The sequence below is a fragment of the Hydrogenophaga sp. genome (assembly GCF_051858985.1).
Lineage (GTDB): Bacteria > Pseudomonadota > Gammaproteobacteria > Burkholderiales > Burkholderiaceae_C > Hydrogenophaga.
Genome location: NZ_JBHYGM010000005.1, coordinates 150,992 through 172,730, shown reverse-complemented (window position 1 = coordinate 172,730; position 21,739 = coordinate 150,992). Strand labels below are relative to the sequence as shown.

The 21,739-nt window shown below is 66.2% G+C and carries 24 protein-coding genes and 1 tRNA gene; 21 read left to right on the top strand and 4 right to left on the bottom strand.

Annotated features, from left to right (window positions below):
* Window positions 1–48: 48 nt before the first annotated feature.
* Window positions 49–465, top strand: coding sequence for a F0F1 ATP synthase subunit epsilon (locus ACTIEY_RS20280; protein WP_439520963.1), 417 nt, complete (start codon window positions 49–51; stop codon window positions 463–465).
* Window positions 466–585: 120 nt separating this feature from the next.
* Window positions 586–1,164: a cyclic nucleotide-binding domain-containing protein gene (locus tag ACTIEY_RS20275; protein WP_439520962.1), complete on the top strand. Its 579-nt coding sequence runs from the start codon at window positions 586–588 to the stop codon at window positions 1,162–1,164.
* A gap of 3 nt (window positions 1,165–1,167) precedes the next feature.
* Here the strand turns inward: ACTIEY_RS20275 and ACTIEY_RS20270 are convergent, their stop codons facing one another.
* From ACTIEY_RS20270 to ACTIEY_RS20260, 3 genes are read right to left on the bottom strand one after another with little or no spacing between them, the layout of a single operon-like run.
* The gene (locus ACTIEY_RS20270) at window positions 1,168–1,695 is read right to left on the bottom strand and encodes a TPM domain-containing protein (RefSeq protein ID WP_439520961.1); all 528 of its coding nucleotides are present in this window, start codon (window positions 1,693–1,695) and stop codon (window positions 1,168–1,170) included.
* 5 nt (window positions 1,696–1,700) lie between these two features.
* Window positions 1,701–2,630 (bottom strand): TPM domain-containing protein, encoded by a 930-nt coding sequence (locus ACTIEY_RS20265; protein WP_439520960.1) that lies wholly within the window; start codon window positions 2,628–2,630, stop codon window positions 1,701–1,703.
* Complete coding sequence (locus ACTIEY_RS20260) at window positions 2,627–3,223, bottom strand: LemA family protein (RefSeq protein WP_439520959.1); 597 nt, start codon at window positions 3,221–3,223, stop codon at window positions 2,627–2,629. The genes ACTIEY_RS20265 and ACTIEY_RS20260 overlap by 4 nt, the downstream gene beginning before the upstream one ends.
* A 49-nt stretch (window positions 3,224–3,272) precedes the next feature.
* On the opposite strand from ACTIEY_RS20260, the gene ACTIEY_RS20255 reads away from it, so the two are divergent.
* The 4 genes from ACTIEY_RS20255 to ACTIEY_RS20240 are packed head-to-tail and all read left to right on the top strand — an operon-like array spanning window position 3,273 to window position 6,055.
* The gene (locus tag ACTIEY_RS20255) at window positions 3,273–4,058 is read left to right on the top strand and encodes a hypothetical protein (protein ID WP_439520958.1); all 786 of its coding nucleotides are present in this window, start codon (window positions 3,273–3,275) and stop codon (window positions 4,056–4,058) included.
* A 21-nt stretch (window positions 4,059–4,079) separates the two neighbouring features.
* On the top strand, window positions 4,080–4,517 hold the full coding sequence (locus ACTIEY_RS20250) for a YybH family protein (protein ID WP_439520957.1): 438 nt from the start codon (window positions 4,080–4,082) through the stop codon (window positions 4,515–4,517).
* Window positions 4,514–5,512, top strand: a complete 999-nt coding sequence (locus ACTIEY_RS20245; RefSeq protein WP_439520956.1) for a YheT family hydrolase — start codon at window positions 4,514–4,516, stop codon at window positions 5,510–5,512. The genes ACTIEY_RS20250 and ACTIEY_RS20245 overlap by 4 nt, the downstream gene beginning before the upstream one ends.
* Before the next feature lie 12 nt (window positions 5,513–5,524).
* The gene (locus ACTIEY_RS20240) at window positions 5,525–6,055 is read left to right on the top strand and encodes a DUF2946 family protein (protein WP_439520955.1); all 531 of its coding nucleotides are present in this window, start codon (window positions 5,525–5,527) and stop codon (window positions 6,053–6,055) included.
* A gap of 44 nt (window positions 6,056–6,099) precedes the next feature.
* Here the strand turns inward: ACTIEY_RS20240 and ACTIEY_RS20235 are convergent, their stop codons facing one another.
* A complete protein-coding gene (locus ACTIEY_RS20235; protein ID WP_439520954.1) occupies window positions 6,100–6,966 on the bottom strand; it encodes a c-type cytochrome in 867 nt (288 codons plus the stop codon).
* 135 nt (window positions 6,967–7,101) lie between these two features.
* Here ACTIEY_RS20235 and ACTIEY_RS20230 point away from each other — a divergent pair.
* The 15 genes from ACTIEY_RS20230 to ACTIEY_RS20160 all read left to right on the top strand — a co-directional run bounded on the left by ACTIEY_RS20230 (window position 7,102) and on the right by ACTIEY_RS20160 (window position 21,505).
* A tRNA-Arg gene (locus ACTIEY_RS20230) sits at window positions 7,102–7,177 on the top strand.
* Between the two features lie 145 nt (window positions 7,178–7,322).
* Entirely contained in the window at window positions 7,323–8,237 is a 915-nt protein-coding gene (locus ACTIEY_RS20225) for a type II secretion system protein (protein ID WP_439520953.1), read from the top strand.
* 11 nt (window positions 8,238–8,248) lie between these two features.
* Window positions 8,249–8,779, top strand: coding sequence for a hypothetical protein (locus ACTIEY_RS20220; protein ID WP_439520952.1), 531 nt, complete (start codon window positions 8,249–8,251; stop codon window positions 8,777–8,779).
* The gene (locus ACTIEY_RS20215; protein WP_439520951.1) at window positions 8,776–10,152 is read left to right on the top strand and encodes a hypothetical protein; all 1,377 of its coding nucleotides are present in this window, start codon (window positions 8,776–8,778) and stop codon (window positions 10,150–10,152) included. The genes ACTIEY_RS20220 and ACTIEY_RS20215 overlap by 4 nt, the downstream gene beginning before the upstream one ends.
* Complete coding sequence (locus tag ACTIEY_RS20210) at window positions 10,149–10,676, top strand: hypothetical protein (RefSeq protein WP_439520950.1); 528 nt, start codon at window positions 10,149–10,151, stop codon at window positions 10,674–10,676. Before ACTIEY_RS20215 ends, ACTIEY_RS20210 begins: the two co-directional genes overlap by 4 nt.
* A 9-nt stretch (window positions 10,677–10,685) precedes the next feature.
* A complete protein-coding gene (locus ACTIEY_RS20205; protein WP_439520949.1) occupies window positions 10,686–10,922 on the top strand; it encodes a hypothetical protein in 237 nt (78 codons plus the stop codon).
* Complete coding sequence (locus ACTIEY_RS20200) at window positions 10,919–11,338, top strand: hypothetical protein (RefSeq protein WP_439520948.1); 420 nt, start codon at window positions 10,919–10,921, stop codon at window positions 11,336–11,338. The genes ACTIEY_RS20205 and ACTIEY_RS20200 overlap by 4 nt, the downstream gene beginning before the upstream one ends.
* A complete protein-coding gene (locus ACTIEY_RS20195) occupies window positions 11,338–11,994 on the top strand; it encodes a hypothetical protein (RefSeq protein ID WP_439520947.1) in 657 nt (218 codons plus the stop codon). The genes ACTIEY_RS20200 and ACTIEY_RS20195 overlap by 1 nt, the downstream gene beginning before the upstream one ends.
* Window positions 11,995–12,049: 55 nt before the next feature.
* On the top strand, window positions 12,050–13,720 hold the full coding sequence (gene mshL / locus ACTIEY_RS20190; RefSeq protein ID WP_439520946.1) for a pilus (MSHA type) biogenesis protein MshL: 1,671 nt from the start codon (window positions 12,050–12,052) through the stop codon (window positions 13,718–13,720).
* Between the two features lie 19 nt (window positions 13,721–13,739).
* Window positions 13,740–15,422, top strand: coding sequence for a GspE/PulE family protein (locus ACTIEY_RS20185; RefSeq protein WP_439520945.1), 1,683 nt, complete (start codon window positions 13,740–13,742; stop codon window positions 15,420–15,422).
* Window positions 15,419–16,675 (top strand): type II secretion system F family protein, encoded by a 1,257-nt coding sequence (locus tag ACTIEY_RS20180; RefSeq protein ID WP_439520944.1) that lies wholly within the window; start codon window positions 15,419–15,421, stop codon window positions 16,673–16,675. The genes ACTIEY_RS20185 and ACTIEY_RS20180 overlap by 4 nt, the downstream gene beginning before the upstream one ends.
* Before the next feature lie 48 nt (window positions 16,676–16,723).
* Complete coding sequence (locus tag ACTIEY_RS20175; RefSeq protein ID WP_439520943.1) at window positions 16,724–18,034, top strand: hypothetical protein; 1,311 nt, start codon at window positions 16,724–16,726, stop codon at window positions 18,032–18,034.
* Window positions 18,031–19,131, top strand: a complete 1,101-nt coding sequence (locus tag ACTIEY_RS20170; RefSeq protein ID WP_439520942.1) for a hypothetical protein — start codon at window positions 18,031–18,033, stop codon at window positions 19,129–19,131. The genes ACTIEY_RS20175 and ACTIEY_RS20170 overlap by 4 nt, the downstream gene beginning before the upstream one ends.
* Complete coding sequence (locus tag ACTIEY_RS20165) at window positions 19,128–20,807, top strand: type IV pilus modification PilV family protein (protein ID WP_439520941.1); 1,680 nt, start codon at window positions 19,128–19,130, stop codon at window positions 20,805–20,807. Before ACTIEY_RS20170 ends, ACTIEY_RS20165 begins: the two co-directional genes overlap by 4 nt.
* Window positions 20,804–21,505, top strand: coding sequence for a type II secretion system protein (locus tag ACTIEY_RS20160; protein WP_439520940.1), 702 nt, complete (start codon window positions 20,804–20,806; stop codon window positions 21,503–21,505). Before ACTIEY_RS20165 ends, ACTIEY_RS20160 begins: the two co-directional genes overlap by 4 nt.
* The last annotated feature ends 234 nt before the right edge of the window (window positions 21,506–21,739 follow it).

Here is a 21,739-nt window from a genome sequence, read left to right as displayed (position 1 = left end):
TCCCGCCTCCTCGCTTGCCTTTCACCCCACTTTTCCATTGGAGTCACTATGAGCACCATCCGCGTCGATGTGGTCAGCGCCGAGGAGTCGATCTTCTCCGGCGAGGCCAAGTTCGTGGCGCTGCCGGGCGAAGCCGGTGAGCTGGGCATCCTGCCCGGCCACATTCCGCTCATCACCCGCATCAAGCCCGGTGCCGTTCGCATCGAAAAGGCCGACGGCGGTGAAGAGTTCGTCTTCGTGGCCGGTGGCATTCTTGAAGTGCAACCCCACCACATCACCGTGCTGTCCGACACGGCCATCCGTGGCCATGACCTGGATGAAGCCAAGGCACTTGAAGCTCGCAGGCAGGCAGAAGAAGCCTTGAAGAATGCGCACAGCGACATCGACCTGGCCAAGGCCACGTCCGAACTCGCGGTGATGGCGGCGCAGATTGCTGCACTGCGCAAATACCGCCAGAAGAAGTAAGCGGATCCCACGCACTCGAATTGAAGGACCGGCCAAGTGCCGGTCTTTTTGTTGGTCAATGCGGCACAGGATGTAACGGGCCGAATATCATGGACAGCACAATGAAGTTGGGAGCGTGCGATGTCATCGATTTTTGAGAGCCCGGACATGGCGCCCGAAGAGGTGGCCGCGCGCTTGCTCGTCACCGCCTCTGCGCTGGCCGACCTGACGCTCGGCGATGCGCTCAAGATCGTGGGTTACATGCGCCCCAAACTGATCAAGGCCGGCACCGTCATCATCCAGGAAGGCGAGGTCAAGCAGACCGACTACATGCTGCTGGTACTCGAAGGCGACATCGCGGTGGAAAACGAGCTGCCGGGTCTGCACGAGAGCATGGTGGTCAACATCATGGGACCTGGGCACCTGATCGGCGAGATGGGCGTGCTCGATGGCGCGCCGCGTTCGGCGACGTGCACCGCCAACACCGACATTGCCGTGGCGGTGCTTTCGCGCACCGCACTCATGCGGCTGCTCAAGGAAGATCCGCGGCTGGGCTCGCGTCTGCTGCTCGCCATCTCCAAACGCATGGCCGACCGCCTGCGTGAGACCACACGCAAACTCAAGACCTTTGCCCAGATGAATCGTGCCCTGCAGCAGGAACTGAACGTGGCGTTGAACAACAACCGAACCGGTCTGTTCAAACGCACCCGGCCTTCCTAGCCCTCAGCACCGAACGATGGCGTCGGGCAGTTCGTTGGGGCTGCCTGCACTCTCTTCCACCGGAAAGTGCATCACCAGCAGCGCCGACACCTCTTCCAGTGCCTGGGTCAGACCATCTTCGAAAGCGCCTTCGCGCAGCCTGGTGCCCAGGCGGTCCACGATGGCCTGCCATGCCGCTGTGTCCACGTGCCGGGTCAAACCCCTGTCGGCCACGAACTCGATGGCATGTTCGGCCAGCAGCACGTAGATGAGCACGCCGTTGTTGTGCTCGGTGTCCCAGATGCGAAGTCGCCCGAACCACGTCAGCGCCCGTTCGCGCACCACGGCCTGCAGCGGTTGGCGGGTGCCCGCGCGCCAGAGGTAGCTGGTGGGCAACGACGCCTCCACGCACAGTCGCACCTCGCCGCTGTGCCGCACCTCGCTGGCCGCCACGCGGCGTGCCAGGCGGTCGGCCATGTCGTCCGGTACGGCGCGCACGGTGTCGGAGCGGTCCATCCAGCGGTGCTTGAAAACGCGAAGCAGATTCACCATGCCGTTCACCATCCGCCGGAAGCACCACCGCCTCCGAAGTTGCCGCCGCCACCGGAACTGAAACCACCGCCACCGCCGAAGCCGCCGCTGCGTCCCCCTCCGCCGCTCCAGCCACCACCCGGTGAACCCCAGTGGCCACCGCCCCTCCCGCCGCGGCCCCCACCCGACGCTGCGGGCATGAACTGCATGAAGAGCGCCGCCAGCAGGCCGATGAGTCCTGCACCCATGGCGATCCAGAGCACAGCGGTGAGTGCCCACGCCAGGCCCCCGGCGCCCAGCCCCGTGAGCAAGGTGCCCAGCTTGTTGCCGAACATGCTGCGCAGGGCCAGCGAGATGAAGGGCACCGCGAACACCATGAAGATCACCAGGTCCATCCACTGGAAACCCGGGCCACCGTTGCGGGCGTTGCCCGCATCCCCTGGCAAGGGCAAGTCTTCACCACTGATGCGCGCAAGGATCTGGTCCACCCCCGCCTGGATGCCGCCGGCGTAGTCGCCCTGCCGGAAGGCGGGCGTGACGGCCTGGTCGAGGATGCGCCTTGCCAGAAGATCGGGAATCGCGCCCTCGAGCGTCTTGGCGGGGGCAATGCGAAGGCGGCGGTCGTCCTTGGCAATGACGAAGAGCACGCCGTCGCCGACGTCGCGGCGCCCGATCTTCCAGGCATCGCCCAGCCGCTGCGTGTAGTCAGCAATGTCCTCGGGGGCGGTCGTGGCCACCATCACCACCACCACCTGCGAACCTTTGGACTGCTCGAAGGCCGTCAACCGCGCTTCGATGGTGGCGAGCGTGGCCGCGTCGAGCGTACCGGTCTGGTCGATCACGCGAGCGGTCAGCGCAGGCACCGGTTGCAGGCCCTGTGCGTGGGCGAGCCAAGGTGCGAACCAGGCGACGAGCAGGCAGAGCAGCCAGCCCCGCCACCCCAGGCAAGCGGTCATTTCTTCTCGAAGTCGACCGTGGGCGGTGCCGAGATGGCCGCCTCGTTGGCTACCGTGAAATTGGCCTTGGGCTCGTAGCCGAACACCATGGCAGTGAGGTTGGTGGGGAAGCTGCGCGCAAGCACGTTGTACTCCTGCACGGTCTGGATGTAGCGGTTGCGCGCCACGGTGATGCGGTTCTCGGTGCCCTCAAGTTGCACGCGCAGATCGCTGAAGCCCTGGTTGGCCTTCAGGTTGGGGTACTGCTCCACCACGACCATCAGCCGGCTGAGCGCGCTGCCCAGCTCGCCTTGCGCAGCCTGGAATTGCTGCATCGCGGCCGGGTTGTTCAACATCTCCGGCGTCATCTGGATCGATGTGGCTTTCGAACGCGCCTCGATCACGCGGGTGAGCGTTTCCTGTTCGAAGTTGGCCTCGCCCTTGACGGTGGCCACGATGTTGGGAATGAGGTCCGCACGGCGCTGATACTGGTTGAGGACCTCGGACCAGGCCGATCGGCTCTGCTCGTCCAGCCGCTGGAAGTCGTTGTAACCGCAGCCGGTCAGCAGGCTGGCGCACAGCAGCAGCAAGGCGGCAAGGTGGCGTCGTGTCATCGGGTCCTCCGTTCGTTCAGGTGCAGGCGGTATCCGGTAGCATTTTGGCATGCGCCTCGAACCCAGCGATGTCCTGCAAGCCGCGAACCGATCCGTGGGTTCGCCACGGGTGCGTGGCCCTCACGTGCTGCTGGCCGGTGCCACGGGTGCCCTGGGCGAGGCGATGGTCACACGCCTGGCGTCGAGCAACGCCGTGCGGTTGCTGAGCGTGCTGGTCCGCGAGCCGATGGTGATGAGTCTGCAGCGCGTGAAAGACCTGCACGTGAAGGGACAGGACGCCGAACACTGGCCGATCCAACCGGCCGACGACGGCTGGATCCTGATGGATCCGCCCCGTCTCTTTCACGGTCGCGAGAAAGCGATGCTGGCGGTGGAGCCTGCGGAGCTGCGGCCCATCGCAGCCTGGATGCGCCGCTGTGGCGTGCGCCGTCTGGTCGTCGTGCTGCCTCACCAGCAGGGACGCCTGCCCGAGGCCATCAAGCGAGGGCTGGCCACGCTGGACGAGCAGGCCGTGGCGGCCATGGGTTTCGACACCGTGCTGCTGCTGCGCTCGGCCCAGCCCGGCCCGCGGGTGGGCGCAGCCGGCGGCTTCCTGCCCCGCCTCGCCGCGGGCATGCTGGGCGTGCTGCACTACCTGGTGCCGTCCAACCAGAAGCCGGTGCGCGCGGAAGGCGTGGCAAAGGTCGCTGCGTGTGCGCTCGAACTGGCGCCGCCCGGCATCCACGTGGCAGCGCCTGAGCTCGTCTGGGCCGCAGCGTCTGCGCTCGAGCCTGAACCGGTGCTGAGCCGCTGGCTGCAGCGCCAGAGTGAGCCCGGCGACAATCGCCTGTCCTGAAGATCGACGCACACCCGGCCCATGCCCAAGACCAAACTGCCTCCCGGCAACCCCGACGACACCGAACACGCTTTCTACGAAGCGCTGCAACACGCCGACCTCGATCGCCTCATGGCTTGCTGGGCGGACGACGAGGACATTGTGTGCGTGCACCCGGGTGGCCCGCGCCTGGTGGGACACGCGGCCGTGCGGGCCGCGTTCGAGGCGCTGTTCTCCAATGGCAGCGTGCAGGCAGTGCCGGAGAAAGTCCGACGGCTCGACGCCGGTTCCTGCAGCGTGCACAGCGTGGTGGAGCGTGTGCAGGTGATGACCGACGATGGACCGCAACAAGCCTGGGTGGTGGCCACCAACGTGTACGCCAAGACCGCGCAGGGCTGGCGCCTGGTGGCGCACCACGCCAGCCCGGGCACGCGCACCGAGCCACCCGAGGTGCTGACCGCCAAGCCGGTGCTGCATTGAATTCGAACGGCTTCGCCTACCGCGCGCCGTGGTGGCTGCCCGGCGGCAATGCACAGACCATCTGGGCCGCCGTGGCCAGTCGCCGGCATTCCGGCGTGGCGCCGCGCTGGCAACGTGAGCGCTGGGCCACGCCCGATGGCGACTTCATCGACGTCGACCGAGCCTCGCACGCGTCCCCGGTAGACGCGCCGCTGCTGGTGCTCTTCCATGGTCTGGAGGGCTCATCGGCGAGCCAGTACGCGGTGGCCTTTGCAGACTTCGCCGCCGCCCACGGTATTGCCTTTGCCGTGCCACACTTTCGGGGCTGTTCGGGTGAACTCAACCACGCACCCCGCGCCTACCACTCGGGCGACTTCGCCGAAGTCGACTGGATCCTCCAGCAGTTTGCACAGGCCCACCCGCAGCGTCCTTTGCTGGCGGTGGGCGTCTCGCTGGGCGGCAACGCCTTGCTCCGCTGGGCCGGTGAAATGGGTGCCGCCGCGTCGCAACGCGTTCGTGCAGTGGCCGCCGTGTGCTCACCGCTGGATCTGGCCGCCGGGGGCCACGCCATCGGGCGCGGGTTCAATCGCCTGATTTACACCCGCATGTTTCTTCGCTCCATGGTGCCCAAGGCCTTGAAGAAGCTGGAGCAGCACCCCGGCCTGTTCGACCGCGCCTCGCTGCTGGCCGCGCGCGATCTGTACGAATTCGACAACCTCTTCACCGCGCCGCTGCACGGCTTTCAGGGCACGGATGATTACTGGAGTCGCGCATCGGCCAAGCCTGTGCTGCACCGCATCCGCGTGCCTGCGCTGGCGCTGAATGCCCGCAACGATCCCTTCGTGCCGGCCGCTTCACTGCCCACCGCGCAGGAGGCTGGGTCGCACGTGACACTGTGGCAGCCGGGGCAGGGTGGCCATGTCGGCTTCCCCGTGGCTTCCGGACCCTTCGGCCTGCCGGGCCATGTGCGTGCGATGCCCGAGGCCGTGGGAAACTGGCTGCTCTCCCACGTCTGATCGCACCCACCCATGGACGACATCGTCAAGGCCGCCATGGCCAAATGGCCCAACGTACCGCATTGCTTCGGCTGGCTCGGCCTGGATGCACGCGGCCAGTGGTACATGCGCGACGATCGCGTCCAGGCGGCCGGCAAATTCCAGGAAGCACGCGGCTCGCTGCTGCAGCACGAAAAGCTCATTGACTTCATCCACCGCAATTACGCCGCCGACGAGCGCGGCCAGTGGTATTTCCAGAACGGCCCGCAACGCGTGTATGTGGAGCTGGACATCACGCCCTGGATCTGGCGGCTGCAGCCGGACGGGCGCGTGCACAGTCACACCGGCCTGGCCGCCGAGGTGAAGGACAGCCTGCTCGACGAACACGGACATCTCTACCTGGTCACCGACCGGGGGGTCGGCCTGGTGCACAGCGCCGACATGGCCCTGGCCGCCGAAGCCGTCGATGCGGGAACCTGGTCGCCGCACGCGGTACGGGCTGACGATCTGCCTGCCCGATTCAACTACCTGCTCAGTCCCCAGGCAGCGCAGGCGCAGACGTAAAAAAGCCGGTCATCGACCGGCTTTTTCATGGGTGGGTGCAAATCCTACTTGGCCGCGTCCACCATGTATTGCACCGCGGCGCGAATCTCCGCATCCGAAGCGGCAGATCCGCCCTTTGGCGGCATCGCGCCCTTGCCCTTGATCACGCTCGCCGTCAGGGCGTCGATGCCCTGTGCAATGCGCGGTGCCCAGGCGGCCTTGTCGCCAGACTTCGGCGCGCCGGCCACGCCCGCTGCGTGGCAGACCGTGCAGGATTGCTTGTAGAGCGCTTCGCCCGCGCCAGCCGCCACCGTGGCGCCGGGGGCTGCGGCTGCCGCAGGTGCCGCTGCGGCGGCTGGCGCAGCGGCCACGGCAACAGGCGCAGGCGCTGCGGCCGCCGGGGTGGCGGGTGCTGCTTCTGCCACCGGGGCTGCGGCAGCCGGCGCCTGCGGCTCGGCAAACTTGCCACCGGCGGAATTGGCCAGGTGCACCACCGCGCGACCGATCTCGACGTCGGTGAAGGCACCACCCGCTTGCGCGCCCATCGCACCCTTGCCCTTGAGCGCGGAATTCAGCAGGGCTTCGTAGCCGGTGGCAATGCGCGCGGCCCAGGCGCCGGCATCACCGAACTTGGGCGCGCCCGCCAGACCCGCACCGTGGCAGGCCACGCATTGCGCCGCGTACACGGCCTCGCCCGACTGCAGCGGACGGTTGGCGTCGCGGAGCTCCACCGTGCCCACGCGCTGGATGCGTTGCGCCGTGGCCAGCTCCTGGTCCACCGCGCCAGCCGCAGGCTTGTCGCCCGAGGTCACGTAGTACACCAGGCCGATGATGATGAAGACAGGAGCGACAAACGCAAAAAAGGACGTCCACAGCAGTTGGGCGGGCGTCTTGATCGGGCCGGTGTGATGTTCGTGCGCGTGGTCGCTCATGGTGTCCTCAGGGGGTGGCGAGTCGGTGCCGGGGCGGGCTGTGTCGTGGGGCGTTAAAGCAACCCATGATTATAGCCAAGGGGCCTGAACCCCCGCCTTCCGCATGACCCCGCCTGATAGAATGCCCGTCTCGATGCGGCTGTAGCTCAGTGGATAGAGTATCGGCCTCCGAAGCCGAGGGTCGTGGGTTCGATCCCCGCCAGCCGCACCAGAAATTCAACGCACCCGGCCCCTTGCGCGGCCGGCATTCGCGAAACCCTCCCCTGTTTCCTCCGACGTGGCCCGCGATGCGGGCCGATGGTCAGGGGGTCTGACTGAAGTTCAGGCTGCCAAACAGGTGGACGGTGCCGACGGCGATGCAACTCGTCAAGTCGTTCTCCGGGCTTGAGGCCGATGGAAAGAATGCTGCAGATCAACCGGCACTTCTTTCTTTCCACTTCATGCCAGGAGTCAACATGGACAGGTCGGGTCAATCCAGTTTCAAGCCACAGGGACGCGGCGCCACCAGCCCCTTCCCGGCCCGCCAGGGCGGTTTCACGCTGGTGGAAATGGCGGTGGTCCTGGTCATCATCGGCGTCATCCTCGGCGCTGTCATGATCGGCCGCGATGCGCAACGCAACGCGGAATACCTGCGGATTCGCCAGACGTTCGTGAACCAGTGGGCGGTGGCTTACAACTCGTTTGTGCAGCGGACGGGGGTGCCGCCGGGGGATGACGTAACTGCGCCGCGATTGATGGTGAATGGGCTTGGTTTTGTTGTACCGCCGGGCGGTGTGTTTGCGGCGGGCGCCGCGGGACCTGGTGTTTTGTGTGAAGCTGCAGCGCCTCCGGCGGCCTCGGTTGGTCCGGCGGGGCCTGCGCCCGGCCGGGGAGCCGCGGCCCTAAACATGCGCAACCTGTTTTTGCAAATGGGTATTGAACTGCCCAATGGCCGGGGGCTGACTCTTGAGGACAGATACGTCTATCTGGACACCAATGGTGTTCCGCAGCAACTCCAGGTCTGCTTCCAGTGGAATCCACCGGGTACCGCTTCCGGTGCAGGTAATGTGATGGTGATATCTGGCCTGACGCCCGACTTGGCGAGGTCACTGGATGCTGCGATTGATGGCCAGGCGGCTGCCAACGGAGGGAGTTTTCGACAAGAGGGCGCCTTGCCTGGGGCGGCTGGCGCGTTCTGGACAGGAAACAACACGCAGAATGCTGCCGGCGGCGCGGGGACTCGTGACGACCAAGTGGCCAACGTCACCGCCCACTACAAGATGAACCAGTAGTGGAGCGCCCCATGAACGCCCACATCGACCCCAGCGAGGCCCGCCTCGCGGTAACGCGCCGATCTCTGGGGCGCAAACCGCGCTGGTCGTGGGTGGTGGGGGCCTTGCTGCTGCTGGTGGCCGCGGTCGCCTTCTTCTACTGGAGCGACCAGAACCTCACCGCTTCCAGGCAGGCGCTGGCCTCCACGCAGCAACTGTTGGCCGAAGCCAGGCAGGAAGAGGCGAACGCCATTGACGAAGCAAAGCGCGCGCAGCTGGCCAACGGGCTCATGCGGCACGCCGCCGAGCAAGGGCTGGAGCACTCGGCCTGGGCCGAGCGGCGCTTCAACGTGAGGCAGGCCACGATGACCCGGGCCTCGGCCAACGCCTTGTTGTCCGAGATGGTCAGTTCGCCGAACCGGCTGTTCGGCGCCGAAAGTTTCGAGATCTCCGTCACGCGGCGCAGTGAAAGCCTGTTCTCCGACGTCAAGGACCCGGAGTCGCAGGTGCAGGTCTCGGTGCGGGGCAGCCTGTTGTTCCGCACCACCGGGAGTGGGTCATGACGATTCTCGTGATGGGCCCCCGCTGGCTGGCGACCGAACACGGTGGCAGTCAGTACCGGGCGCTCGGCCACTACCCGGCCCTGCAGCGGGCCAGCAACCTGGTGTGGCATCCCGAGCAGGTGAGTGTTGGCATGGCGTCGTTCGAGGGGGATCCCCGGCATGCGGTCACGCTGCTGGAGCGCCGGTTGCGTTCGCAGGGCGAGATCTCGTCCGACGTGAAGATTCTCATCCTGCAACTGCAGCGCACCGGCCGCAGCTACCAGGTGCTGTACGTCACAGTGGCGCTGGACGAATGGCAGCAGATGCTGTCGTGGGCGGCGGCACAGGCCCACATCTGCCGTGTGTCGCTCATGGCGGTGCTGGCGTACAAGTTCGTGCAGCCGGGTCGCGCGGTCGTGCTCCAGGCGGACCGCCACTTCCATTTCTTCGCCCGGCACGAAGGCCAGCTCGTGCACCTGCAAGCGGTGGCGGTGGACCACACCCTGGCCGATCTTGAGGGCGTGGCGTCCATGCTGGGCCTGCAGGCCCGCGAAGAAATGGCGGCCAAGGGATGCACCGACTTCAATGTGGTGTGGCTGCCGGTGGCGTTCGAAGGGCCGCGCTCGGAGCTGGACGTGGTCACGGCAGCCTTTTCGCAGGCGGCGCAGGGCGTGTCGGTCAAGGTGGAGAGCGAAGCGCTGCGAGCGAGCGATGGTTCGGCTGCCGTGCTGCACACGGGCCTGAAATCCATGGTCCGCCAGGCGCAGTCGAAGGACCTGGTGAACGAAGGCAACGACCTCTGGCATGTGCTGGCGCGTGAATACCTGCCGTTTGGCGCCCTGGCGGCGCTTGCCCTCTCGACCGTGCTGGCCTACCTGGCGTACGGCTGGATGGTGCAAGCTGATGTGCTGCGGCAGCAGGCGCAGCGCCTGCAAGCCCAGGAAGCGGACATCCGCAAGAACATCGCTGTGATCCGGCGGGACACGAGGCTGGACGCGCCCGGCGTGAAGCGACAGGTGGAAGTCCTGACTTTGTTGAAGAAGATCCAGGGCGACCACGACCCCGTGCGCCTGCTGGATGCCTTGCGACAGGGCGCGCAGGGTGGCATCCGGATTCTTTCCGTGGGCACCCAGCGCTCGGGCTCTGGGGCGGGAGAAACGACCACCCGCGCCAGCGAGCCAGCCATCGTGGTCGACGGCACCCTGCCCGAGAACCTGATCAATTCGGATCGGGACACGCGCTCTCTATCGACGCTGGTCAAGACGCTCAACGATCACGGCTACCGCGCCGAACCGGTGGACATCCGCACCGGCGTGAGCGGCCAGGACAGCTCGACCCGCCTGTTTGCCTACCGGTTGACCCGGATCGAGGCCCGGCAGGAAGGTGGGCCATGAAACCCTTGCTGAAACCTCGCTGGAAACCGTTGGTGGGCTGGGCGATGCTGGTGCTTCCCGGCCTCTTCAGCACCTGGGTCATCTACCAGCGCCCGGTCATCTACGCCGGCCCGGCCCCCGCTCCGGCAGCGGCGCCCGCGGGGCAGGACGCTGTCGCGCAGGCTCTCAAGGATCTCGAATCCATCAAGGCATCGCCGTGGCTTCGGGGCAGCGTGACAGGGCCCTCGGACAACAGCACCCACATCATCGCGCCCTCGCCGGAAGCCGCCGCACTCGCGGCGGACGCAGCGGCCAGCGACGCCGCGGACCCGTCCCTCAAGGGTGCGGTGGTGGTGAGTTCGGGCAAGCGCCGTTACCTCGTGTTGGGCGACAAGCGCTACCGCGTCGGTGCCCGCATCGGCACCGGTGAGGAAATCCGCGCCCTGAACTTGCAGTCGGTGGAGCTGGTGTCGCCGGAAGGGCGCGCCCGCAAGGTGGACATCGGGCGGGGCATTGGCCTGCCTGCAGAACCTTTTGCCTGGTAGGAGATTTGGATGAAGAACCTGAAGATGGTGGTGGGCTCAGTGTTTGTCGTGATGTTCCTGGTCCTGGCTTACGTGGTGTTCAAAGGCGGCTGGCTCACTTCGCGCGAGGGCGCGCCGATGGGCATGGACGCCGCGGCCGTTGCGCCGCGAGCACCCGTGGGGGCAGAGGCCTTGGGATCCCCGGATAGGGTGACGGCGCCTGCGCGACCCGAGCCGGTGGAGCGAATGCGCTGCCGGCGTGGATGAATGGAAGCGACGAAGCCACGGTACCGGGCGCCGTGCCGCCCACCGGCGCCGCCACCAGCCAGGCACAGGCGGACCGAAGCCTGCGCATGCAGGCCGCCGTCCAGAAGCTGCAGACGCTGCAGGCCAAAGGGGCGGCCATCGATCCGCTGGAGGCCGAGCGCGCACTGAGTGATCTCGAGAAGGCCAACGGCTCCAGCGTCCTGCAAGGCATCCGGCTGGACGTGCTGCGTGAAAACCTGCGGGTGGCAGCGCAAATGCAGAAGGCCGCCGAGGAACTCCAGGTGCTTCAGCGTGGCGACAACAGCGCGGCCAAACAGGCCGAGATCGGCCGCAAGGTGGCCGAGGTGCAGGCGCTGCAGAAGCAGCTCCGCATGGATTTCCAGACCACGCAGTCCGCCCCTGCAGCGAGGCCGTGATGCCGCTGTGCCGATCCCTTCACACCCTTTCCTCCACGCGACGGCAGTCGGGTGCGGTGCTGCTGGAAGTGGGACTCGTGCTGCTCGTGGTGGGGGTCCTCACGGTGGCCACCTTTGAACTCCAGTCAACGCTGCGCCAGCGCCAGATCAACCAGGACGCCGACCACGTGCTGCATGCGGTCGACGCCGCGGTCCGCACGTTTGCCGTTCGACAGCAGCGACTGCCTTGTCCGGACACGACGCGCGACGGGGTGGAGGACCAAAGGGATGGGGTCTGCGGTGCCACCACGGGCGGCGTGCCCTTCTTCAGCCTCGGGATGGACCGCCCGCAGTTCGCGCAGAGCCGCGATCTGCGATACGGCGTGTCGGGCGCGCTGTTCAGCGCAGACCCTGCGTCGCCGTTTGTCACACGCGCGCGAGACGCCAGCCTGGCCGACGGCGCCTCCGATCCCCTGGTCGCAGGCATCGATGGCGCGGGGTACTTCACGGCCTGCGACACACCGGCTTTCCGCCCCGCCTACGCGCTGATGTGGACGCCACCCAACGCCGCAGTGCCCGCTCTTTGCTTTCGCGAAAGCGCAGACGGGCAGATGGGCGTGCTGGCGGTGGGGCGGGTGGAGTTCCTCGGCTGGCTCCAGTCGACGCTGGTGCGCTGAGCGGTAGCGACTTTTGAGGCACGGCCCCTGATGGATTCGATGTTGGAGAAACAGAATGAGACGTGAAATCGCCTTGATCGGCACGCTGCTGGCGCTGGGTGGGTGTGCCCATCTCCAGGAGCCGGCAGAAGTGTCCGCGGCGCAGAAGGCGGCCGAGGCCGAATCGCTGGCGCGCGCAGGCCAGCTGCTTGACAGCGATTCCGAGCGGCTGCGCGCCACTCAGGACGCCCTGGCGCGCGAGCTGGAGATTCGGTCCATGGCGCCCGTGGTGGCTGCGGCGCCTGAGAACGATCACCCGGGCATTCCGAGCGCGGGTGTGCTGGTCTCCAGGAAGTTCGGCATGAGCATGCAGGACGCCCGCATCGGCCAGCTGCTCTGGATCCTTGCCATGGAATACGGCATGGGCCTGTCCATCGATCCCGAGGTGCTGGCCACCGAGAAGACGGTGAACCTCTACCTCAAGGACGTCACCGGTCGCCAGGCGCTGGTGCATATCCTGCAGGCCTTCGATGTCCATGGCCGGGTGGGCGACGACAACGTGTTGCGCGTCAAGGCGCTGGAAGAACGCATCTTTCCGGTGGACGCCCTGGCCGTCACCGGCGCGCTGGGCGTCAACACGGGGGGCGATGCCCTCGGCGGCGGAGGCGACGCAGGTTCCAATGGCCTGCGCGACAGCGTCACGCTGACGGGAGGCATGGGCGACGGCAAGGCCGACGCGTGGACGCAGCTGGGCAAGACCATCGAAGTGCTGCTGGCCGAAGAGGAAGGCAAGAAGACTTCCGCCAGTGCTGCCGAGGCGGCCCGCTACACCCTGGACCGTTCCAGCGGAAGCCTTTACATCAAGGCCAGGCCGTCGAAGATCCGCATGGTGGAGAGGGTGCTGCAGCAGGGGCGCGCCTTCCGCGGCCGGCAGGTGCAGATCGATGCGCAGTTGCTTGACGTGACGCTCAACAACAACTCGCAACTGGGTATCAACTGGACATCGCTGGGCAACAGGGTCATGTCCACACTGGGTGCGGCGCCGGTCAACATCGGCCAGACCATGGGCACGGTGGGCGCCACGCCGAACCTGCTGGGCCGATCGGTCACGATTCCTTCGCAGGTGATGGGCACCACCGGTGCCACGGGTGGCGGCATCACCTTCTCGAACCGGGTGTTCTCGGCCACCATCAACGCGCTCGAAACCTACGGCCATGTCAAGGTGTTGTCCAACCCGTCGATCCGGGTGAACAACGGCATGCCCGCCTACATGAGCGTCGGCACCAACTTCCGTTACGTCAAGGAAATTACCAGCGCGGCCGGCTCGACCGCCAGCGCACCCACCGCCGTGACGCCCATCACCATGGAGGTGAAGACGGACTCCGTGTTCTCCGGCGTGGTGCTGGGGCTGGGCGCCGTGGTGAAGGACGGCGGCGAGATCGAACTCTTCGTGCGACCTTCGCAGACGCAGGTGGAACGCGACAGCCTCACGCTCGTGGAATTGGGCGGCGGCAACCGGTTGACGCTGCCGATCGTGAGCACCAAGAGCATCACGACCATGCTGAGCATGCGCGATGGCGACGTCGTGCTGCTCGGCGGCCTGATCGATCAGGAGGCGTCCAACGGACGCCAGGGTCTCCCGGGCCTGGGCGATGTGCCCGGCGTGGGCGCGCTGTTCCGTTCGTCGTCGCAGCTGGGCGGCACGCGCGAACTGGTGATGGTGCTGCGCGCACGCATCATCCAGTAAACACCTCCGGACCCACCCCATGTCCCAGGCGACCCGGCTCAGCGCAGAACAGCAGTCTGAACTGCTGGGGCAGATGCTCATCAGCAAGCGCAGGCTGGATGCGGTGGAACTCGAGTATGTGCGGCAGAAGCAGGCCGCAGGTGGCGGGATGCTGCGCACGATCCTCGCCCAGGAAGGGCTGGTCAGTGAACAGGACGTGGTTCGCGAGCTCAGCGAACTGCAAGGGCTGCCCTATGCGATCGTGAGCACGCTGGACGCACCGGAAAACGCGCTGCTGGCCATGTTCCCGCGCGAGTTGTGCCTCACCGCGCGCTTCCTGCCGCTCAGTCGCAAGGACCAGCAGCTCACCGTGCTGCTGGGCGACGCCGAACCTGAGGAAGTGGCGCAACTGGTGCTGCGGCGAACGGGCATGCGCTCGAACTTCGTGCGTGGCCAGTTCTCGGAAGTGATGCGCTTCATCCGCCACTGCTACCACTTCTCCCGGCATCCGCCCGAGGAAGACGTGAAGCGCGAGATCGAGCGGCTCATCGGCGACACCGAGCACGCGCATTCGCCCGAGAACTTCGTTGACAGCCTGATGCACTGGGCGGTGCGCGAGCGCGCCACCGACATCCACATCACGCCGGGTGCGAAGGGTTATCACATCCTCTGCCGCATCGACGGCGTGCTGCAGCCCATGATCGCCCTGCCGCCAACCTTGAGCCGGCTGACCAGCTACCTCAAGTTGCGCGCGGAAATGGACATCTCCGAGCAGCGCCGACCGCAGGACGGCAGCTTCCGTGTGGTGGTGTTCGAAGTGCCCATCACCATCCGCGTGTCCACCATCGTGACCGAGTACGGTGAGCGCATGGTGCTGCGGCTGCTGCCCGAGGCGCACGACATCCAGGATCTGGCCACGCTCGGCTTCTTCGAGGAAGACGTGGCGGCCATTGCCCGCGTGATGGAGAACCCGGTCGGCATGGTGCTCATCACGGGGCCCACCGGATCGGGCAAGAGCAGCACGCTGCATGCCGGCCTTCGCATGCAGCACCTCATTGAACGCAATGTGCTCACGGTGGAAGACCCGCTGGAATACCGCGTTCCCGCCGCTGGGCAGACCGAGGTGAACCGTCGCGCCGGCTACGACTTCGGCACCGCCTTGCGCCACTTTCTGCGGCACGATCCCGACGTGATCCTGGTCGGCGAAATGCGGGATGCAGAGACCGCGCAGGCCGCCTTCGACGCGGCTGCCACCGGGCACCTTGTGCTCAGCACGCTGCACGTCACCACGGTGTTCGGCGTGGTGCCGCGGTTGCGCCCGATGTCGCTGTCTCCGCAGGTGATCGCCGAGAACCTGAAACTGGTCATCAACCAGCGGCTGGTGCGAAAACTCTGCAGTGTCTGCGCCGAAGAGAAGCCGTTCACCGACGACGAGTGCGACTGGCTCGGCGTGCAGCACGGCACCTACGGATTCGCCGCCGTGGGCTGCACGCGCTGCCGCGGCACGGGATTTCATGGCCGGCTGCCCCTCTACGAACTGCTGATGGTGGACGACGACATGGCCAACGCCATTGCAGACGACGCCGGCCGCGAAGCCATCCGTACGCTGGCTTTCTCCAAAGGCTTCACCCCGATGACGGCGGTGTCCCGGCGCCGCGTGCTGCTCGGCCAGACCACCACCGCAGAGATCTTCCGGGTCACCGGCGAGGGGCCTGCGCGATGAGCGGCGTCTTCTTCTACGTGGTCATGTTCCCCGGCGGGCGAACAACGAAGGGCGTGGTGATCACGCCTTACGAAAGCGTCGACGCCGCGTCCACCTGGATCGAGAAGCGCACCAACGGCACGCTGGTGTACCTGCGCCGCATGAACAGCGGCCTGGCACAGGTGTACCGCTGGGGCCGGGCGGTCACGCACCTCTCGCCCAGCTCCAAGGACGTCGCGGGCCTCATGCGCGACCTGGCGGTCATGGTGAACAGCGGCATCCCCCTGCTGGAGGCTTTGCGCGTCATTGCAGAAGACGACTCGACCGAAGCCGACAAGGCGATCACGCACCTCAGCCGCCTCATGCTGGACGACATGGGTGCCGGCGCGTCGGTGTCCGAGACCTTCGGTCGTCAGTCCGATGTGTTCCCCGAGTCGGTTCGCAGTCTGGTGAGCATCGGCGAGGCCTCGGGCAACATGGCGCAGATGCTGCAGGAAGCCGCGGACCACATGGACCGCGTGCTCAACATGAAGGCCAATGCCAAGCAGGCCATGATCTACCCGGCCTTCTCGTTCCTGGCCATCTTCGGCGCAGCGGCCTTCTGGATCGTCTACGTCATGCCCGGCATGGTCGACCTGTTCAAGCAGATGAACGCCAAGCTGCCGCCCATCACGGTGGCGGTGCTCGCCGGGGCGGAATGGATCAACGACCACTGGGCACTGGTCGTCGGCGCGATGGTGACTTTCCTGGTCACGCTGATCTGGTCCTGGAAGTCGAGCCGGACCTTCCGCCGCCTCGGCTACATCGTCCTCCACAAGCTGCCCATCTCGCGCGTGCTTGTCACGTCGTCGGGCCTGGCTTTCCTCTCCGAGTACCTGGCCATCCTCACCCGATCGGGGCTCGACGTGGTCAGCAGCCTGCACATCCTGGAGCGCAGCACGCCCGACATCTACTACGAAGAGCGGTTGACCGCCATTCGCCTGTTCGTCGAACGCGGCGACCGCATTTCGTCAGCCATGCGCCTGATCGGCGGCTTTCCCAACCTCATGGTGCGCATGATCGCTGTGGGCGAGGACGCGGGCTCGCTGGACAGCCAGTTGTCGTATCTCGCGGCCGAATACGGCAAGCGCCTGAAGCGCACGGTGGAGACGATCGCCGAAATCATCAAGCCGCTGGTGGTGGTCATCGCCGGGGGCGTATTCCTGGTGCTGATCATCGCCCTGCTGCTGCCGGTCTACGACCTGGTGCGCCAGGCCATGGCCCGCCCCATGTGATGCAGGCCGTTGCGCGACACCCCACCACCCGCTGTGAACACGACCTTCATGAGGTACCCCACCGTGATCCACTCCTCCCATTCCCCTGATCGGCGACGCCTGAAATCGCATGCTCCGCCAATTGAACGACAGCGCGGCGTGGTCGCCATTGCGCTGGCCGTCATGGCCGTGGCGGCGGCAGGCGCGGCGCTGGGCAGCTTCATGTTGCAGCGTTCGCAGGGAACGCAGGTTGATGTGCAGGGACAGCGCGCCGTGCTGCAGTGGGCCGACAGTGCTGTCCGCGCCTTCGCGCTGAACAACCAGGGCCTGCTCCCCTGTCCCGCCAGTTCCCGAAACGGCCAACAGGACTGTGCCTCGGCCGGGCACAAGGGCTGGCTGCCGGTGAGTTCCCTCATTCAGGCAGGCGGTGATCCCCCGCCCCAGCACGCCTTGCTGAACCTGCGCTACATGGTGAACCGCAACGCGGTGGGCGCCGGCATCGCAGGCACCGCGCGCGACATGACGCAAACGCAGGCGGTGTTCGTCCCCACGCTCATCGATGGCGGGCCCATGGACGGCTACCCCTCCGGCATCTCCAGCAGCATGGACCTGTGCGCCAGTTTGCGAAACATCAACGAGCAGGCGGCAGCCCCCGGCGCTGCCACCACGCCGCGCTGGCGCATCCGACCCGACGCACCGCTCGTGCCCGGGGCCACGGTGCCCGAAGCGAGGATGTTGTACGGCGTGGCTGTGAGTGCGCCTCGAGCGACGGACGCGGCCTCGGGCGTCAACGCGAACTTTGGCGTGATGCAGCTCGAGTCGCCCAACCGGGCCAGCGACCACACCTACACCGATCTCGTCAGCGTCACGCGGCCTGGGTCCTATTACGACCAGCTGGCCTGCGGGTCCACCGTGGCCTCGCTCGACAATATGGCCATGGCTCAGACCTGGATCGGCGTGGCCGCAGGCCAGCGCGACGGCAACATCGCGGCCGGCAAGGCGTTCGGCGACATCCTTCTGCTGGGCACCATGGCCGACGCCATGTACCTGGTGACCAGTTTCGGTGACCTCGCCAACGGCATCTACAACATCGCCGAAAACGCCGTCAAGCTCGTCGCGGCGATCTTGTCTTTCCAGTTCGACAGGATCCCCAACTACGTGAAGGGCATGGCCATAGCCCCGGTGGGCATGGCCGGCTCCATCATCGACACCGCGCGCATTTCTGTGGCTCTCGCGCTGGACGCCACGACCATGGCCGCCTACTACAAGCTCGCATCGGACGCCGAGGCGCGGCAGGTGTGGCTGGGCGGCAGCGACATGGTGAGGGAGGCGCACCAGGCCGGCTTTGTTCCGGTGATGCCGGCAGGGGGTACGCCATGAGGGCCGCTGCCCCATGGCGCCCGCGGCGTGAACGGGGATGGAGCCTGGTGGAGGCCGTGGTGGTGGTGATGCTCATGGGCTTCACCGCCGCGGGTCTCTGGAAAACCATGGAACTCGTCAAGGGCAATGAAAGTGGCGAGCAGACAAGCGACCTGGTCGAGCGGGCCCAGTACGCCCTGCAGGGGCGCCTGATGCGCGACCACGTCCTGCCTTCGCCGGTGGATGCAGCCCCATCGCCCGGCCGACCCAACCACGTCGAGGGTTGGCTGCCGGTGGATGTGATGGGCTCCGAGCCGCCGCGCCGCATCCGCTACGTGGTGGACCGCGCTCTTCTGACGCCGCCCAGTCCTTTGTACCAATCGGACCCCATGAAGTTGTTGTCCGAAGGCGAACTGGCGCCTCGCACGTCGGCGAACGGGCTGGACGCCTGCATGCGGTTGATCCAGCGGGAGACCGCCAACGTGTCGACGTCCGGCGGCTTTCGCGTGGCCTTTGGAGTGCAGACACGCGCCGTCGCGGGCAGCGCGGGCACTTCGGCCCAGGAGTTCGTGCTGGAGAACCCGCTGGCCGCCAAGCCAGGCACGGCAGAGCAGATCAGCACCCGAGCCGTCGGCTACACCGAGCTGGTGCACCAGCTGGGCTGCTTCCCCGCTTTCGCTCGCCTGGCGACCGAAGTGAAGGCCGCCGTGCTCGCCACGGATCTCCAGGACCAGGCCGACCTGAACGTGAAACTCCACGATTTGCTCGTTCGCGCCACGCGGGAATCCATCGTCAATGCCACCTGGCGGATCGTGAATGCGTCGATCCGGCTGGCCGTGTCGACCTGGAACACCGCCCAGGCCCTGGTGACCACGGCCACCACCCCCTTGGGCCTCGCCACTGCGGCGGGCACGCTGGCTTCCTTCGCTGTCGAAGCGACGCTCTGGGGCTCCCTCCTCAAACTCTCCGGTGAGTCGCTGGCCGCCAACAAGGCGGCTTTGCCGGTGGCTGAAGCGGCGCAAGTCGCTGCACAGAACTATGCCGCCGAGATGGCCCGGCAGCGAGCGTGGCACCTGGGGCTTGCGGCAGCTTTCCAGCGTCAGGGGGTGATGCCATGAAGCGTGTGAAGCAGGGTGCGGCCACAACGCGCCGCCAATCCGGGTTTTCTCTGGTCGAGGCGGCTGTGGCACTCATGATCGCGGGCGTGGCGGCGGTGGGCTTCTGGCAAACCATGGGCATCCGGTGGGCAGAGGAAAACAGCGATCGGGTGAATTCGCAGATGACGCGGGCGGAGGCAGCAGCGGCATCTTTTGCCGGGATGTACGGGCGCCTTCCGTGCCCCGCCTCTGGTCCGAGCGGTGTGGAAGTCTGCACCGAGAGCGACGGCGCCTATTTCCACGGATGGTTTCCCTATGCCACGGTCGGGCTGCCCCAACCCGAGTTGGGCAAGCTGAAATACGCGGTGCGTGCCGACCTGATTGCCACGGACGGCTGGGCTTTCCGCGCCCTGGTCAACAGCAAGCCGATCGGCCTGGCGAGCGGCCCAGACGCGAAGCCGAGGAGTCTTGAAGATCTGGTGGCGAACACCTATGACCATGTCCTCGACCTGTGCGCGACGCTGTCTCAAGTCGCCGCGGGCAGCGCCGGCCCCCTCTCAGCTTTGGAGATCACCACCGCGGCCGATGATCTGAGAATGGCCGGCCTGGGCCAAGGCCAGCGCCTCGCGGTGAGTGCCGCGCAGGTGTCCGGGCACCTGGGCTGTGGGCCCATCGTGGCCGTGAGTGGTCGGGGCCAGTACAACGCCCACCTGTCGGGCGCCATCATGGCCAAGTCCGCGCAAGACTTTCGGGAGCAGCTCGAGCTGAGCTATGCCATCTACGTGCTGGAGGTGGCGGAAGGAGCCTGGTCGGTCGGCAGCCACACCTACGGCATGCTGATGGACTGGGCGAAGTTCCCGCAGACCGTCTCCGCCATCCATGCCAAGTTCTACAGCCCGGGGTTGGCTGGGGCCATCGCCACCAGTGCCCAGGCCATCGTGACCAAGGCCATGGGCCTGGCCTCCTGGGGCGCCAGAGTCTCCAACCTCGCACGCTTTTCCAACAACCTCGTGAACTACCGGGAGCACCTGCGCATCGCCAACGAGCTGGTGGACACGTCCCTCGCGAACTACGCCAAGGCCACCGAAAACGCCATGCTGGGCAGCACGAGTGCGTACTTTCTGCGCGAGCAGAGCGAACCTGCCGTGTTGCCGCCACCGCCCGGCGTAGCCAGCAAGTATGGTGAGAACGGCACCGCACAAGGCATGCTGGCCAAGGCACAGGATCGGGCCACTGGATTAGGCCAGGGGCCCGCGCTGAGCGCCCATCCCTCCCTGCCCGATGGCCCACCCAGAGAGAAGCTCATTCCGGAGGAAGGGATCCTGGACGTTGACGGCATCGTTGGCGCAATGGGCGGACGCAGCGAAACTTCCAATGAACCCCTGATCTCGGTGGATCCGGGAGATATCGCCGGCTTGAGGGGGCAGATCGCGGACCGCCAGAAGGACGCGCTCGGATTTGATGCTGCGGCGAGAGGTCAGCTGGATCCGGAGCTCAGTTCCTACGACTTCGGCTCCGGAAAGCTCGATCCCGACAACTTCGATCCCGAAACGTACGACGCGGGCGCCTACGATCCGAAAACCTTCGATCCAAAGGCCTTTGATGCCAGCAAGCAGAACTGGAGTGCGTACAAGAAATTCATCGAGCTACGCGGGTTCGACATCCCCGCAGATCCTCCTCCCACGAGCCCCCCATGATCACCAACGCCTCTGTCGAGAGTCGCTTCAAGAAGAAGCCAACGCGCCGCTGCGCCAGCGGTTTCAGCCTGCTGGAAATGTCCATGGTGCTGGTGATCATCGGCGTCATCATGAGCGCGGTGATGATCGGCACCGATCTGCTGCGGCACGCCAAGGGACAGAACGCGTTCTCCAGTTTCGTGGTGGGCTGGAGTGAGGCGTTTGCGCAGTACACGCGAGCTACAGGAAATTTGCCAGGTTTTCCTGCTCCAGCCACCAACAATTTGATCGATAGTAGGGTCGATACATTTCTGTGCGGTGCTTCGCTGGTCGGCAGCTTTGGTCAAGCCAGCATCCGGATTCCCGCCGGGATGGGGAATGGACTTGAGGACCAGTATCGATATCAGGCCTCGGATGGCTCACCTCGCACTTTGTCCGTATGCCTGGTGTCAGCGAACTGGGGAGTCCGCCAGGTCGACAGTGCGGGCATCGTCACATATCCCGTTGCGAACAGACACCTTCTGAGAATTGTGGGGCTCACCCCCGAACTCGCGATCCAGCTGGACACGCTGATCGATGGAAATCCTGATGCACGGTTCGGACGTTTCCGGGAGAGCGGGCCTCATGTCAGCGCCAACCCTGCCAGCGTCCCCTGGACGGCCATCGCGTCGGCAGGCGCTGTACAGCCCAACGTGACCGCCTTTCTCGAACTGCAGTAGGAAGTCGAACGGTCACGCAACTTCTGGTGCGCCTGTCTGGTGGGGTCGGGCCGGAAAGCGGTGGGTTCGTGTCTTCCTTGCATGGCCAGTTGAGGGCCGTCACACAATACCCACGCAACTGGTGATCGACCCGTTGTCTCCAAGGTGGGTTCGAGGCGCAAGCTGGACTCGCATTTTTTGCCCGTCCACTGCCACCGGTGGGCGGGCAACTTTCTTTGGAGGGCACAGTCCCGG

Bases quoted from the DNA above. Each gene is read 5' to 3' on its own strand.
- ACTIEY_RS20280 (WP_439520963.1), top strand. From the start codon at position 49: ATGAGCACCATCCGCGTCGATGTGGTCAGCGCCGAGGAGTCGATCTTC.
- ACTIEY_RS20275 (WP_439520962.1), top strand. From the start codon at position 586: ATGTCATCGATTTTTGAGAGCCCGGACATGGCGCCCGAAGAGGTGGCC.
- ACTIEY_RS20270 (WP_439520961.1), bottom strand. From the start codon at position 1,695: ATGGTGAATCTGCTTCGCGTTTTCAAGCACCGCTGGATGGACCGCTCC.
- ACTIEY_RS20265 (WP_439520960.1), bottom strand. From the start codon at position 2,630: ATGACCGCTTGCCTGGGGTGGCGGGGCTGGCTGCTCTGCCTGCTCGTC.
- ACTIEY_RS20260 (WP_439520959.1), bottom strand. From the start codon at position 3,223: ATGACACGACGCCACCTTGCCGCCTTGCTGCTGCTGTGCGCCAGCCTG.
- ACTIEY_RS20255 (WP_439520958.1), top strand. From the start codon at position 3,273: ATGCGCCTCGAACCCAGCGATGTCCTGCAAGCCGCGAACCGATCCGTG.
- ACTIEY_RS20250 (WP_439520957.1), top strand. From the start codon at position 4,080: ATGCCCAAGACCAAACTGCCTCCCGGCAACCCCGACGACACCGAACAC.
- ACTIEY_RS20240 (WP_439520955.1), top strand. From the start codon at position 5,525: ATGGACGACATCGTCAAGGCCGCCATGGCCAAATGGCCCAACGTACCG.
- ACTIEY_RS20235 (WP_439520954.1), bottom strand. From the start codon at position 6,966: ATGAGCGACCACGCGCACGAACATCACACCGGCCCGATCAAGACGCCC.
- ACTIEY_RS20225 (WP_439520953.1), top strand. From the start codon at position 7,323: ATGCAACTCGTCAAGTCGTTCTCCGGGCTTGAGGCCGATGGAAAGAAT.
- ACTIEY_RS20220 (WP_439520952.1), top strand. From the start codon at position 8,249: ATGAACGCCCACATCGACCCCAGCGAGGCCCGCCTCGCGGTAACGCGC.
- ACTIEY_RS20215 (WP_439520951.1), top strand. From the start codon at position 8,776: ATGACGATTCTCGTGATGGGCCCCCGCTGGCTGGCGACCGAACACGGT.
- ACTIEY_RS20210 (WP_439520950.1), top strand. From the start codon at position 10,149: ATGAAACCCTTGCTGAAACCTCGCTGGAAACCGTTGGTGGGCTGGGCG.
- ACTIEY_RS20205 (WP_439520949.1), top strand. From the start codon at position 10,686: ATGAAGAACCTGAAGATGGTGGTGGGCTCAGTGTTTGTCGTGATGTTC.
- ACTIEY_RS20200 (WP_439520948.1), top strand. From the start codon at position 10,919: ATGAATGGAAGCGACGAAGCCACGGTACCGGGCGCCGTGCCGCCCACC.
- ACTIEY_RS20195 (WP_439520947.1), top strand. From the start codon at position 11,338: ATGCCGCTGTGCCGATCCCTTCACACCCTTTCCTCCACGCGACGGCAG.
- mshL (WP_439520946.1), top strand. From the start codon at position 12,050: ATGAGACGTGAAATCGCCTTGATCGGCACGCTGCTGGCGCTGGGTGGG.
- ACTIEY_RS20185 (WP_439520945.1), top strand. From the start codon at position 13,740: ATGTCCCAGGCGACCCGGCTCAGCGCAGAACAGCAGTCTGAACTGCTG.
- ACTIEY_RS20180 (WP_439520944.1), top strand. From the start codon at position 15,419: ATGAGCGGCGTCTTCTTCTACGTGGTCATGTTCCCCGGCGGGCGAACA.
- ACTIEY_RS20175 (WP_439520943.1), top strand. From the start codon at position 16,724: ATGAGGTACCCCACCGTGATCCACTCCTCCCATTCCCCTGATCGGCGA.
- ACTIEY_RS20170 (WP_439520942.1), top strand. From the start codon at position 18,031: ATGAGGGCCGCTGCCCCATGGCGCCCGCGGCGTGAACGGGGATGGAGC.
- ACTIEY_RS20165 (WP_439520941.1), top strand. From the start codon at position 19,128: ATGAAGCGTGTGAAGCAGGGTGCGGCCACAACGCGCCGCCAATCCGGG.
- ACTIEY_RS20160 (WP_439520940.1), top strand. From the start codon at position 20,804: ATGATCACCAACGCCTCTGTCGAGAGTCGCTTCAAGAAGAAGCCAACG.